Here is a 12,688-nt window from a genome sequence, read left to right as displayed (position 1 = left end):
CCGTCAGCGCGGCTGATTCCAGGGCGTACAGACCGGCGCCACCACTGCACGACGCAAGAACTCGGTCATCTCCGGTGCCGGCATGGGCCGGGCGAAGTGGTACCCCTGCGCCTCGTCGCAACCGTAGCGGCACAGGCTGGCCAGCATCTCCGCAGTTTCCACACCCTCTGCGATGGTCTTGAGGCTCAGGCTGTGTGCCATCTGGATGACCGCGCGCACGATGGCTGCATCGTCCTCGTCCTGGCCCAGGCCACGCACAAAGCTCTGGTCGATCTTGAGCTTGTCGATATCGAAACGCTTGAGATAGGACAGGCTGGAATAACCGGTGCCGAAGTCGTCGATGGACAGTTTCACCCCCATCTGCTTGAGGCGCTTGAGGCTGGCCAGCACCCCTTCGGCGTTCTGGATCAGGATGGATTCGGTCAGCTCCAGCTCCAGCAGCCCGGGCGCCAGGCCGGACTCCTCCAGCGCGCGTAACACCGACTGTTCAACGTCACCGCGCTTGAATTGCACGGCCGAAAGGTTCACGGCCACAGTCAGTCCTGCCAGGCCCTCCCGTTGCCAGGCCATGGCCTGGCGGCAAGCTTCCTGCAACACCCAGACCCCGATGGGCACGATCAGGCCGCTGTCCTCGGCCACCGGGATGAAACGCGCCGGCGGGATCAGGCCGCGCTCGGGGTGACGCCAGCGCAGCAAAGCCTCTACGCCAGTCACGGCACCGCTGGCCAGGTCGAACTGCGGCTGGTAGTGCAGGGCCAGTTCTCCGCGCTCGAGAGCGCGGTGCAGGCCGCTGCGCAGGCCCAGGTGCTCGGCAGCCTCTGCATTCATGGTCGCATCGAAAAAACGGTAGGTATTGCGCCCGGCCTGCTTGGCCTGGTACATCGCCACCTCGGCCTTTTGACGCAGGGCCTCAAGATCCCGCCCGTCGTCCGGGTAGATCGCCACGCCCATGGAGGTGGACACCACGATCTCCTGTCCGCTCAGCAGATAGGGTTGCTGCTGCAGCCTTTCCTGCAGGGCCCCGGCCTGCAGGGCGATGTCGTCAGCCTGGTGCAGGCCCGGCATGAGCACGTAGAACTCGTCACCACCCTGGCGGATCACCATGTCCGTGTCACGCACACAGTTTGTCAGACGATGCGCAACCTCGCGCAGCAGCGCGTCCCCGGCTTCAAGCCCGAGACTGTCGTTGACGCCCCGGAAGTTGTCCAGATCCAGCTGCAGCAGCGCGGCACGCCCCTTCTCCGCCCCGTCCGGGCGCAGAAGCTGGGCAAAGCGCTGCTCCAGCAGGCGCTGGTTGGGCAGGCCCGTCAAGGCATCGTGATAGGCCAGGAATTCGAGGCGCTTTTCGATGGCCAGCTGGTCCGTGATGTCGCGGCCCACACCCTGGTAGCCCAGAAACTCACCGTCGTCACTGAACAGGGGACTGCCGCTGGCGGCCAGCGTGCGGATCTGGCCCGACCCGACCTCCATCTGGAAGACAAAGTCGCGGAAAGGCTCGTGGCGTTCGAGCTGGGCCCGGTGGGCTCGCCATTCCTCGGGGCTCACGCCGAGCACGGGCAGTTCCCAGCGGGTGCGCCCCAGAGCGCTCTTCTCCTGGAAGCCATGGACCAGCAGCGTGACACGCGTGAAGCGGAATTGCCGGTCCTGCTCCCAGTAGCCGTCCACCGAAAGCTCGGACAGGGAGCGGAAACGCTGCTCGCTCTTGCGCAGGGCCTCGTAGGGCTGGCGGATCGCCGCCACGAAAACATTGTGGTACAGGAAGGCGTAGGACACGATCTTGAAAACGTGGCCAAAGATGTTCAGGAAATCCGATGGGGCCTTGTAGTTGGAGAACACCACCTCGCCCATGGCCATGACCAGGCAGGACGAGGCGAAGGCAAAGGAGCGCTGGCGATTGTCCGGCTGCGCCCGATGGATAAAAACCAGGGCCAGCAGCACATAGCCAATGCACAGGCCATATTCATAGTTGCGCTTGAAGGTCGTCACACCGCTGCCGGCAATGAAGGTGGTGGGCACCCAGTCCAGCCCCCAGGTACCCCACCAGAACAGGCCGGCACCCAACAGGGCCGCCAGGCCCAGCCAGACGTAGCGCGAAAACCGCAGTTGCAGGCGCAGCACGACCAGCAGCAGCGTCAGAAGTACCATGGTGCGGCCGGCCAGCCAGAAGAAGATGGCCCGCGGCGTGGAGCTCTCGGTGATCAACCTGGGCATGCCGTCATAGGTCAGCGCGTGCACCAGGTCCACAACAGCCACCACGGTGAACCCCGCCAGCAGGATGCCGGACTCGGTCTTGAGCTGGTGCTTGAGGTCATGCCAGGACACCACCACGATCAGGATGGCCACCACAACGGCAAAGAGCTCCAGCACGAGGTGCAGCTGCAGCATGCTGGCCGCCCTGTCGTCGAACAGGGGGAAGGGCGGCAAGGCCATGGCCGCGAGGAACACGAGCACAGCCGGCAGGAAATACCGGGCGTCACTTCGCCAGTAGGTATTCAGCTTCGCGAGCACCGGATGCGTCTCCCCCTCATGGTTCGTATGCAGGTGTCCTGAGGCGCTTCGCACGGACCCAGCCGCAGCGCAGCGCTGATCTGGATGGTAATCGAAGCCGAAGCGCCCCTCGCTGCAGCGTCAACTCCAGAGATCGAGCGGTGGATCGTGCACCACGGCCTGCAGGATGTCGCTGCGCGAGATGAAACCGGCGAGTTGCCCCTCGTCGCTCACCACCGGCAAGCCGGGCAGCCGGGTGTCGAGCAGCACACGTGCGACGCGACGCAGATCGGTGTCTTCGCTGACGGCCGGCACGGGGCTGAGCATCGCCGCCGAGACCGGCTCCAGCAACAGGGCGCGCCACACCAGGGCGGGCGCGTCGGGCTGCGGCAGGCGCTCCAGATTCAGCAGTTCGGCGCGGGTCAGCAGCCCCACCAGCTCGCCGGCCTGGGACAGCACCGGCGCCTGGCCTATGCCCTGCTGCCCCAGCAGCTGCCAGGCCTGCAACACCGTCATGTCGGGGGTGACCGTCGTCACCTGGCGGCTCATGACATCGGCCACGCGGCTCAGGGGGTGGCGTTCGGGGCTCTGGCTGCCGGCCTGGGCATAGGCGCTGAGGGCAGCTCCGGCGGCGTAACTACGGGCCGACACGGGCGGCACGACCTGTCCGGTGGAAGCCTGAACCCCGGTGGCCGGCTCATGGGCCTGCAGGCGGCGCGTGCGCATGACCGAGCGCAGCCCCTCGACGCGCCAGAGGTCTTCCATCGCACCGCGAAAGATGCGACCGCTTTCGCCATAGATCGAGAACATGCGCCAGCCTCCTCTCCTGTCTGATCGGACTATAGCGGGCCACAGCCCGCACGACCATCAGGCCGGATCCGGCAGGAACAGGCTTTGCAGGTCGCTGAGGAAGTCGAAACCCTGATCGGTAGGCAAGACGCGCTGCAGGTCACGGGTAATCCAGCCCTTGCGCTCGGCTTCCTCGAGTTGGCGCGCGATGGCCGTGATGGCCAGGCCGGTGCGTTCGCTGAATTCACCCAGGGCAAAACCCTGGCGCAGGCGCAGGGCGTTGAGCATGAACTCGAAAGGCAGGTCGGTGCGCTTGATCTCCTCTTCCTGCGAGATGGCGTTGCCGGCCAGGGCGCGCTCCATGTACAGGCGCGGCTCGCGCGTGCGCACCTGGCGCACGATGCGGTGCGCAAAGCTGATCTTGCCGTGGGCTCCGGCGCCGATGCCCAGGTAATCACCGTACTGCCAGTAGTTCAGGTTGTGGCGGCAATGGTGGCCGGGCCGCGCGTACGCCGAGACCTCGTAGCGCTGCAGGCCTGCCAGGCCCGTGCGCTCGGTGATCAGGTCCAGCATGGCATAGGCCGTGTCGTCCTCGGGGACCTCGGGCGGGTACTTGGCGAAATAGGTGTTGGGCTCGATGGTCAGGTGGTAGATCGAGAGGTGCGGCGGCGCGAAGGCCAGGGCCTGGTCGATCTCCTGCCGCAGGTCGGCCAGGCTCTGGCCAGGCAGCGCGTACATGAGGTCCAGGTTCCAGGTGTCGAAGCTGCGGGCGGCTTCCTCCAGCGCGGCCATGGCCTGGGCGCTGTCGTGCACACGCCCGATGCGCTGCAGATGCTCGTCCTTGAAGCTCTGCACACCCACCGACAGGCGTGTCACGCCCGCATCGCGGAAGGCACGGAAACGCTCCTTCTCGAAAGTGCCGGGGTTGGCCTCCAGCGTGATCTCGCAGTCGGCCCCGAGCTTGAGGCGCGCACGGATGTCGGACAGCAGGCGTGAAATGGACTCGGGCGCGAACAGGCTAGGCGTGCCCCCGCCCAGGAAGATGCTGTGCACGCTGCGGCCCCAGATCAGGGGAAGCGCACTTTCCAGATCGGCCACCAGGGCATCGATATAGCGCTGCTCGGGCATGTCGGCCGCTCGCATCTCATGCGAATTGAAATCGCAATAGGGACACTTCTTCAGGCACCAGGGCAGGTGCACGTAGAGCGAAAGCGGCGGCAGGCTGCTGAGTTGCAGCGTGCCGGGGCGCAGGTAATGCTGGATGTCGTGCATGGCTACAGCCAACGCTCGCGGATCAGTTCGACCATGGCCTGGGCAGCGCGGCCACGGTGGCTGTTGGCGTTCTTGACCTCGGTAGGCAGCTCGGCAAAGGTCTTGCCGAATTCAGGGATGTACATCACCGGGTCGAAACCGAAGCCGTTCGTGCCACGCCGCTCGCGGGCGATCTCGCCGCTCACGCGACCGACCGCTACCAAAGGCTCCGGATCGTCAGCCGAGCGCAGGGCCACCAGGGTGCTGACCATGGCGGCACGGCGGTTGTCCACGCCCTTCATCTGCTCCAGCAAGGCCGTGACATTGTTGTCGTCGCCCTTGGCGTAACCATGCTGTGTGGCGTAATACGCCGTGTCCACACCGGGCAGGCCGCCGAAGGCGTCCACGCACAGGCCCGCGTCGTCGGCGATGGCCGGCAGGCCGCTCAACTTCGCTGCATGGCGCGCCTTGGTCAGCGCGTTTTCCAGGAAGGTGCGGTAAGGCTCTTCGGCCTCGGGAATGTTCAGCTCTCCCTGGCGCACCAGCTCCAGGCCCAGAGGCGCCAGCATGGCCTGCAGCTCGCGCAGCTTGCCGGCGTTGTTGGAAGCGAGAACCATCTTTTTCATCAGGACTTCAAAGCCTCGTCTTGCAGGCGCACCAGTTCCTTCACGCCCTGCTCGGCCAGGGCCAGCAGGCTGTCCATTTCCTGGCGGCTGAAGGCCGCGCCCTCGGCCGTGCCCTGCACCTCGATGTAGTGACCGGCGCCCGTCATCACCACGTTCATGTCGGTGTCGCAGGCCGAATCCTCGGTGTATTCCAGGTCCAGCAGTGGTGTGCCCTGCACGATGCCCACGGAGATGGCGGCAACATGGCCGGTGATGGGCGTCTCGGTCAGCTTGCCGGCGGCCATCAGCTTGTTCACCGCGTCCTGCGCCGCAACGAAGGCGCCGGTGATGGCCGCGGTGCGGGTGCCGCCATCGGCCTGCAGCACATCGCAGTCCAGTGTGATGGTGCGCTCGCCCAGCTTCTTCAGGTCAAACACGGCGCGCAGGGAACGGCCGATCAGGCGCTGGATTTCCTGCGTGCGACCGGTCTGCTTGCCGCGCGCGGCCTCGCGGTCGCTGCGGGTGTGGGTGGCACGCGGCAGCATGCCGTATTCGGCCGTCACCCAGCCTTCGCCACTGCCCTTCTTGTGCGGCGGCACGCGTTCTTCCACCGAAGCGGTGCAGAGCACCCTGGTATTGCCGAACTCGATCAGCACCGAGCCTTCTGCGTGGATGGTGTAGTTGCGCGTGATGCGCACCGGGCGCAGCTGGTCGGCGGCGCGCGCGCCGCTACGGGAATAAGTACTCATGTTTCGGATCCGGAAAAAGTAGACGCGGCCGTCGGCACCGGGCCGCTCAGCTGTTGCGTCGGGCGGCGGTGCGACGGATGGCTTCGTTGATTTCGGCGATCGAACGCTCGATGGCCTCGTCGTCCAGGTCCTCGACCAGACCACCGTCCACGCCACCAGCCTGCACGGTGGAGGCGAAGACGCCGTCGTTGATGCTGTCGGTGGTGACGCTGCCGCGGGTTTCCTCGAAACCATCGGGGGTTTCCCACTCCATGGCAATCACGGTCACGTTGTCGCTGTTGGTGCCGGCCTTCTCCAAGGCCTTGTCGACCAGGTCGGGCACGGCGCGTGCCACCGGCTTGAGGCCGAGGTCGTAGGTGATTTCGACGTCCGACAGCGCGCTCCACAGGCCGTCCGAGCACAGCAGGATGCGGTCACTCTGCTGCAGATTGATCGGCCCCATGACATCGAACACCGGGTTGGCGGGCGATCCCAGGCAGGTGAAGAGCACGTTGCGGTTGGTCTTCTCACCGGTCTTGGCGCCGGGCGGCACCTCGTCCTGACGCTGTTCGGCGTAGGAATGGTCGCGGGTGCGCGCCAGCATCTCGCCGTCGCGCACCATGTACAGGCGCGAGTCACCGCAATGCACCCAGCACACGCTGTCGCCCTGGACCAGAGCCGCCACAAAGGTGGTGCGTGGTGTGTCCAGCATGTTCTTGCTGGCGGCGTAGCTGAGGATCTGGCGGTGCGCCAGCAGGATGGACGAGGACAGGAAGGCGCGCGCGTCCTTGATGCCGGTCTTGGTTTCCTGCTGGAAGGCGGCCGACACGACCTGCAGCGCCAGCTGGGCCGCCACTTCACCCTCCGGGTGCCCACCCATGCCATCGGCTAGCAGGAACAGCGCGGCGTCGCGCGTGTAGCAGTAGCCCATGCGGTCTTCGTTGGTGCCGCGTCCACCTCTGCGGCTGACCTGGAAAACGGAGAATTTCATTTGGGTTTGGCGGCGACCACGCCGGTCACGCTTTTGACGCTCTTCTTGGTGTCCGCCACCATGGTGTCGAACTGCAGGCGCATCTTCTCGGCCATGCTGAGCTTGGTGTAACGGCGCTCACCCTCGCGGCTGAGCTCCTTTTGCAGCGCAAACACCGACTGCGGACGCGACAGGGGGTCCAGTGCCATGGTCCATTCCACCACCTCGATCAGGTTGTCGGAATAGACGCCGCGCAGGCGCGCCAGCGCCGTGGTCAGGCGGTCTTTCTCGAGACGCTGCGGCGCCTCATTGGGCGGATAGCCCTGCATGGCGGCGTAGATACAGGCGCCGATGGCATAGATGTCGGTCCAGGGGCCCATGGCGGCGTCACGCCGGTACATCTCGGGTGCAGCAAAGCCGGGCGTGTACATGGGGCGGATGAAATTGCCTTCCTTGCTCAACACCTCACGTGCGGCGCCGAAGTCGATCAGCACCGAGCGGTTGTCGTCGGTGATGAAGATATTGGCCGGCTTGATGTCCAGGTGCAGCATCTTGTGCTGGTGCACGATGCGCAGACCGCGCAGGATCTCGTCGAACAGCGAGCGGATGGTGGATTCGCGGAACACCTTCTGCTGCTTCTGGTCGCGCGCGGTGATGATGAAGTCCTGCAGGGAAGCCCCCTCCAGGTAGTTCATCACCATGTAGACAGTCTCGTTCTCGCGGAAGAAGTTCAGCACACTGACCACCGAGGGGTGGGAAATCTGCGCCAGCGAACGACCTTCCTCGAAGAAGCTCTTGAGGCCCAGGCGGTAGAGCGAGAGTTTTTCGGTACTGACCTGGGGCAGCAGCTCGCCGGGCGCGCGTGCCACCAGGGAAGCGGGCAGGTATTCCTTGATGGCGACCTGCTGTCCCTCGGGGTCGATGGCCAGATACACCACGCCAAAGCCGCCGGCCGCCACCTTGCGGACAATGCGGTAGCCGCCAATCTGGGTCTCCGGTGACAGGGGTGCTGGTTTGACCTTGGACATAATTCTGGTGGGGCAGCCCGATCACCGGGCCCAATCCGGTTATTCTCGGGGTCGTTTTACAGATCAAGAATACGCGATGCCAGTTTACAGCATGACCGGATACGCCAGCGCCCAGCAGAGCGCGGGCAGCGGGCCTGACAGCACGGGGGCGCCGACCCGCCTCGGCCTGGAGATCCGTTCCGTCAACGGCCGTTTCCTGGACTTCAGCCTGCGCCTGTCCGAAGAGTTGCGCATGCATGAGCCCGCCCTGCGCGAACTGGTGCAGGGCCGGATCAAGCGCGGCAAGGTCGAGTTGCGCGCCTTCCTTGAATCCACCGTGGTCGGCCAGGTGGCCGAACCCAGCCCCCGACTCCTGCAGCGCCTCAACGCGCTGCAGGACGGCGTGCAGGCCTGGCTGCCCGACGCCCGGGCCCTGAGCGTGGCCGATATCCTGAAGCTGGCCGCCAGCGAACAGGGGGCCGCCGGTCAAGACTGGGGCCCGTCCCTGCAGGCCCTGGCAGCCCAGGCCCTGGAAGAACTGGTGCAGGCCCGTGCGCGCGAGGGCGCCCGCCTGGTCACCATGCTGCTGGGCCACATCAGCCAGCTGCGCCAGCTGGCCACCCAGGCTGGCCCCATGCTGCCGCAACTGGTGGAACAGCAGCGTCAGCGTTTCCTGGAGCGCTGGCAGGAGGCCATGGCTCTGACCGACGGCGCCACCCCGCCGCAGGCCGCCCAGGAGCGGGCACTGACCGAAGCCACAGCCTACGCCATTCGCATCGACGTGGCCGAGGAGCTGACGCGCCTGGCCTCGCACCTGGACGAGATCGAGCGCCTGCTCAAGAAGGGTGGGGAACTCGGCAAGCGCCTGGACTTCCTGATCCAGGAGCTGCACCGCGAGGCCAACACCCTGGGCTCCAAGTCGGCGGCACTCGACCTGACCCGCATTTCGGTGGACATGAAGGTGCTGATCGAGCAGATGCGCGAGCAGGTCCAGAACCTAGAATAGGGCCACCCCGGCCACCCGCTCTTGCTCCATGGACTACCCCGGCAATCTTTTCGTCATCGCCGCCCCCAGCGGGGCCGGCAAGTCCAGCCTGGTCAAGGCCCTGCTGGCGCAGGACCCGCGGCTGCAGCTTTCGGTCTCGCACACCACGCGGGCACCGCGCGGGCAGGAACAGAACGGGCGCGAGTACTACTTTGTCTCCCCCGCCGCCTTCGACGCCATGGTCCAGGCCGATGCCTTTGTCGAATGGGCCCATGTGCACAGCCAGCGCTACGGCACTTCGCGCCAGGCCATCGCGGACAAGATCCTGGCCGGTACCGACATCGTGCTGGAAATCGACTTCCAGGGTGCCATGCAGATCAAGAAGCTCTTCCCGGACGCCGCCACGGTCTTCATCCTGCCGCCCAGCTGGGAGGAATTGCGCGCCCGGCTGATCAAACGCGGCGAGGATGCCCCCGAAGTCATCGCCCTGCGCCTGGAAAACGCCGCCACCGAGATGGCCCAGGCCCCGAAGTTCGATTTCGTTATAATCAACGACTTGTTCGAGCGCGCGCTGGCCGACCTTCAATTGGTCGTACAAGCCCAGCGGCTGCGGTACCCGGCCCAGCGCCGGGCCCGGCCCGACACCTTCCAGGCGCTGCGCCTGCCTTGACCCCGGATTTTCCCGGTCCACTGGAGTAAATACATGGCCCGTATCACCGTCGAAGACTGCCTGCAGCAGATCCCCAACCGTTTCCAGCTCGTGCTGGCCGCGACCTACCGCGCCCGCATGCTCAGCCAAGGCCACGCGCCCAAGATCGAGAGCAAGAACAAGCCGGGCGTGACCGCCCTGCGCGAGATCGCCGAAGGCAAGATCGGCCTGGAGATGCTCAAGAAGGTTCCCGTCTGAGGCATACCCCGCCCAGCCTGAAAAAAGCACCGCTTGCGGTGCTTTTTTCTTGCCCGGACGCAGACCGCGCCGCCGCACTATATATTTAGGGGGTGAGTACCGTGCTCCCCACCCCTCCTGCCGCGCCGGTTGCCCCCGGTCTGCCTGACATGGCCGACCCGGCGGCAGCCAATGCTGCGGCGGCGAGTTTTGCGAGTCTCACCGCCCGTCTGGACTATCTCTCGCCGACGGACCTCGAACAGGTGCGTCAGGCCTACCGTTTTGCCGACGAGGCCCACCTGGGCCAGCTGCGCAACAGCGGCGAGCCCTACATCACCCACCCCATCGCCGTGGCAGCACAGTGTGCCGAGTGGAAACTCGATGCCCAGGCCCTGATGGCGGCCCTGCTGCACGATGCGCTGGAGGACTGCGGCGTCAGCAAGGTCGAGCTGATCGAGCGTTTCGGCTCGCCCGTGGCCGAGCTGGTGGACGGGCTGACCAAGCTGGACAAGCTGCAATTCAACACGCGCGAGGAAAGCCAGGCCGAGTCCTTCCGCAAGATGCTGCTGGCCATGGCGCGCGATGTGCGCGTCATCCTCATCAAGCTGGCCGACCGCAGCCACAACATGCGCACCCTGGCCGACGTGCCGCGTGCCAAATGGGCGCGCATCGCCTCGGAAACCCAGGAAATCTACGCCCCCATTGCCTACCGCCTGGGCCTGAACCAGACCTACCGCGAGCTGCAGGACCTGTCCTTCCGCCACCTGCACCCCTGGCGCCATGCCGTGCTGGAAAAGGCGCTGGAACGCGCCCGTAACCGCCGGCGTGACCTGATCCAGAAGGTGCGCAAGGAGGTCGAGGCAGGTTTTGACAGTGCGGGCATGTCGGTGCGGATTGGCGGGCGCGAGAAGACGCTGTACTCCATCTACCGCAAGATGGACGAGAAGCACCTGAGCTTCGCCCAGATTTCGGACATGTATGGCTTCCGCCTGCTGGTTCCCAACCAGGCCGACTGCTACACGGCCCTGGGCACGCTGCACCAGATCTACAAACCGGTGCCGGGCAAGTTCAAGGACCACATCGCCATCCCCAAGCTCAACGGCTACCAGTCGCTGCACACTACGCTGGTCGGTCCCTCGGGCGTGCACATCGAATTTCAGATTCGCACCGAGGCCATGCACGTGGTCGCGGAATCCGGCGTGGCCGCGCACTGGCTCTACAAGGCCAACGAGCCCGACAGCCCCATGACCGCGCGCCTGGGCGCCCAGTGGCTGCAGTCCCTGCTGGACATCCAGAACGAGACGCGCGACGCCGCGGAGTTCTGGGACCACGTCAAGGTGGACCTGTTCCCCGACGCTGTCTACGTCTTCACACCCAAGAGCAAGATCATGGCGCTGCCGCGCGGCGCCACCGTGGTCGATTTTGCCTACGCCATCCACAGCAACATTGGCGACCGCACCATGGCCGCACGCGTCAACGGTGAGCAGGTGCCCCTGCGCACCGAGCTCAAGAACGGCGACGTGGTCGAGGTCGTGACGGCCCCGGTCTCGGCGCCCAACCCGGCCTGGCTGAGTTTTGTGCGCACCGGCCGGGCGCGCTCCAAGATTCGCCACCACCTCAAGACCCTGGCCCAGACCGAATCCGAAGGACTGGGCGAAAAGCTGCTGCTGCAGGCCCTGCGCGCCGAAGGCATCGAACGTTTCCCGACCGACGACGATGGGGCCAGTGCAGGCATCTGGGACAAGCTGCTGCGCTTCACCGGCAACCGCAGCCGCTCCGAACTGCTGGTCGACATCGGCCTGGGCAAGCGCATTGCCAGCATCGTTGCCAAGCGCATGGCCACCCTGCTGACCGAAAGCGGTGAGAAACCCAACGCCGTGCTCATGAGCCGCGAACGCTTCAACGCCGAGTCATCGGGCCACAGCACCGTGATCGTGGATGGCAGCGAAAACGCTTCGGTGCAGTACGCCAGTTGCTGCCGCCCCATCCCGGGCGACACCATCGTGGGCTACCTCGGGCGGGGCGAAGGCCTGGTGGTGCACGCCGAAGACTGCGCCGTAGCCCGCAAGCAGCGCAACAAGGACAGTGAGCGCTTCATTGGCGTGGAGTGGTCGGACGAACCGGCACGAGCTTTCGAGACCGGCATCGTGGTCACGGTCAACAACGGCAAGGGCGTGCTGGCGCGTGTGGCCTCGGCCCTGGCAGCCTCGGAAGCCGACATCATCCACATCGACATGGGCCAGGAAGCGGCCCAGGAAACCACCGACCTGCGCTTCATCATCGCGGTGCGTGACCGCCAGCATCTGGCGACCGCCCTGCGCAATCTGCAACGCACCTCCTCGGTGTTGCAGGCGCGACGCATCACCAACACCACCTAGGTGTTGAACGGCGCCGGGTACTGCACGGCCAGCACCTCGATATCCTCCACGCCAGCCGGGGTGACCAGCTTCAGGACATCCCCCACGCGGGCCTTGAGCAGGGTGCGCGCCACCGGCGCGACCCAGCTGACCTGCCCTTGCAGGCTGTCGGCTTCGTCGATGCCCAGGATGGTGATGGTGCGCTCCAGGCCGGCCCCGTCCGCATAAGTGGCTGTCGCGCCGAAAAAAACCTGATCGCTGCCATGGTGCACGCTGGGGTCGGTCACCTCGGCGATCTCCAGGCGCTTGGTCAGGAAACGGATACGCCGGTCGATCTCGCGCAGGCGCTTCTTGCCGTAGAGATAGTCGCCGTTCTCCGAGCGGTCGCCATTGCTGGCCGCCCAGTGCACGATTTCCACCACCTTGGGCCGCTCCTCGTCGATCAGTTCCATCAACTCGGCGCGCAGGCGGGCATAACCGGCGGGCGTGATGTAGTTCTTGCCACCGGCCGGCAGGGCGGGCAGTTGCGCTTCATCATCGTCCTCGTCGTTGGCGGATTCGCGGGTAAAGGCTTTGCTCATGGCAACGTCCTGTGGACCGGAAATTGTCTGACTAAAGAAAAA

General features: G+C 65.6%; 12 protein-coding genes. 4 read left to right on the top strand and 8 right to left on the bottom strand.

Features of this window, described 5'->3' with window-relative positions:
- Window positions 1-3: 3 nt before the first annotated feature.
- The 7 genes from AC07NT_RS01945 to AC07NT_RS01915 form a co-directional block, all read right to left on the bottom strand.
- Window positions 4-2,508: a bifunctional diguanylate cyclase/phosphodiesterase gene (locus tag AC07NT_RS01945; RefSeq protein WP_498598113.1), complete on the bottom strand. Its 2,505-nt coding sequence runs from the start codon at window positions 2,506-2,508 to the stop codon at window positions 4-6.
- A gap of 120 nt (window positions 2,509-2,628) precedes the next feature.
- Window positions 2,629-3,297 (bottom strand): CBS domain-containing protein, encoded by a 669-nt coding sequence (locus AC07NT_RS01940; protein ID WP_498598114.1) that lies wholly within the window; start codon window positions 3,295-3,297, stop codon window positions 2,629-2,631.
- 57 nt (window positions 3,298-3,354) lie between these two features.
- Entirely contained in the window at window positions 3,355-4,548 is a 1,194-nt protein-coding gene (gene hemW, locus AC07NT_RS01935; protein ID WP_498598115.1) for a radical SAM family heme chaperone HemW, read from the bottom strand.
- Window positions 4,549-4,550: 2 nt separating this feature from the next.
- Window positions 4,551-5,153, bottom strand: coding sequence for an RdgB/HAM1 family non-canonical purine NTP pyrophosphatase (rdgB, locus tag AC07NT_RS01930; protein ID WP_498598116.1), 603 nt, complete (start codon window positions 5,151-5,153; stop codon window positions 4,551-4,553).
- Entirely contained in the window at window positions 5,153-5,881 is a 729-nt protein-coding gene (rph, locus tag AC07NT_RS01925; protein WP_498598117.1) for a ribonuclease PH, read from the bottom strand. Before rph ends, rdgB begins: the two co-directional genes overlap by 1 nt.
- Window positions 5,882-5,927: 46 nt before the next feature.
- The gene (locus AC07NT_RS01920; RefSeq protein WP_498598118.1) at window positions 5,928-6,851 is read right to left on the bottom strand and encodes a PP2C family protein-serine/threonine phosphatase; all 924 of its coding nucleotides are present in this window, start codon (window positions 6,849-6,851) and stop codon (window positions 5,928-5,930) included.
- Window positions 6,848-7,858 carry a serine/threonine protein kinase gene (locus AC07NT_RS01915; RefSeq protein WP_498598119.1) on the bottom strand — a complete coding sequence of 337 codons (1,011 nt, stop codon included), beginning with the start codon at window positions 7,856-7,858 and terminating at the stop codon, window positions 6,848-6,850. The genes AC07NT_RS01920 and AC07NT_RS01915 overlap by 4 nt, the downstream gene beginning before the upstream one ends.
- Window positions 7,859-7,934: 76 nt before the next feature.
- On the opposite strand from AC07NT_RS01915, the gene AC07NT_RS01910 reads away from it, so the two are divergent.
- From AC07NT_RS01910 to AC07NT_RS01895, 4 genes are all read left to right on the top strand, one after another.
- Window positions 7,935-8,843: a YicC/YloC family endoribonuclease gene (locus AC07NT_RS01910; protein WP_498598120.1), complete on the top strand. Its 909-nt coding sequence runs from the start codon at window positions 7,935-7,937 to the stop codon at window positions 8,841-8,843.
- 28 nt (window positions 8,844-8,871) lie between these two features.
- Window positions 8,872-9,492 carry a guanylate kinase gene (gene gmk, locus AC07NT_RS01905; RefSeq protein WP_498598121.1) on the top strand — a complete coding sequence of 207 codons (621 nt, stop codon included), beginning with the start codon at window positions 8,872-8,874 and terminating at the stop codon, window positions 9,490-9,492.
- Between the two features lie 33 nt (window positions 9,493-9,525).
- On the top strand, window positions 9,526-9,729 hold the full coding sequence (gene rpoZ, locus AC07NT_RS01900) for a DNA-directed RNA polymerase subunit omega (RefSeq protein WP_174251171.1): 204 nt from the start codon (window positions 9,526-9,528) through the stop codon (window positions 9,727-9,729).
- A gap of 149 nt (window positions 9,730-9,878) precedes the next feature.
- Window positions 9,879-12,086 carry a RelA/SpoT family protein gene (locus AC07NT_RS01895; protein WP_498598514.1) on the top strand — a complete coding sequence of 736 codons (2,208 nt, stop codon included), beginning with the start codon at window positions 9,879-9,881 and terminating at the stop codon, window positions 12,084-12,086.
- Here the strand turns inward: AC07NT_RS01895 and greB are convergent.
- Complete coding sequence (gene greB, locus AC07NT_RS01890; RefSeq protein ID WP_498598122.1) at window positions 12,083-12,646, bottom strand: transcription elongation factor GreB; 564 nt, start codon at window positions 12,644-12,646, stop codon at window positions 12,083-12,085. The genes AC07NT_RS01895 and greB overlap by 4 nt on opposite strands.
- Window positions 12,647-12,688: the final 42 nt, after the last annotated feature.

Source organism: Hylemonella sp. GW821-FHT10B10, from assembly GCF_059415585.1.
Note: the sequence above shows the minus strand (reverse complement) of the source record. Positions and strands in the feature narration are given on the sequence as shown.

Excerpts from the sequence above, each read along its gene's own strand:
- AC07NT_RS01920 (WP_498598118.1), bottom strand. The coding sequence starts at position 6,851 with ATGAAATTCTCCGTTTTCCAGGTCAGCCGCAGAGGTGGACGCGGCACC.
- rph (WP_498598117.1), bottom strand. The coding sequence starts at position 5,881 with ATGAGTACTTATTCCCGTAGCGGCGCGCGCGCCGCCGACCAGCTGCGC.
- gmk (WP_498598121.1), top strand. The coding sequence starts at position 8,872 with ATGGACTACCCCGGCAATCTTTTCGTCATCGCCGCCCCCAGCGGGGCC.
- rdgB (WP_498598116.1), bottom strand. The coding sequence starts at position 5,153 with ATGAAAAAGATGGTTCTCGCTTCCAACAACGCCGGCAAGCTGCGCGAG.
- greB (WP_498598122.1), bottom strand. The coding sequence starts at position 12,646 with ATGAGCAAAGCCTTTACCCGCGAATCCGCCAACGACGAGGACGATGAT.
- rpoZ (WP_174251171.1), top strand. The coding sequence starts at position 9,526 with ATGGCCCGTATCACCGTCGAAGACTGCCTGCAGCAGATCCCCAACCGT.
- AC07NT_RS01940 (WP_498598114.1), bottom strand. The coding sequence starts at position 3,297 with ATGTTCTCGATCTATGGCGAAAGCGGTCGCATCTTTCGCGGTGCGATG.
- AC07NT_RS01910 (WP_498598120.1), top strand. The coding sequence starts at position 7,935 with ATGCCAGTTTACAGCATGACCGGATACGCCAGCGCCCAGCAGAGCGCG.
- AC07NT_RS01915 (WP_498598119.1), bottom strand. The coding sequence starts at position 7,858 with ATGTCCAAGGTCAAACCAGCACCCCTGTCACCGGAGACCCAGATTGGC.
- hemW (WP_498598115.1), bottom strand. The coding sequence starts at position 4,548 with ATGCACGACATCCAGCATTACCTGCGCCCCGGCACGCTGCAACTCAGC.
- AC07NT_RS01895 (WP_498598514.1), top strand. The coding sequence starts at position 9,879 with ATGGCCGACCCGGCGGCAGCCAATGCTGCGGCGGCGAGTTTTGCGAGT.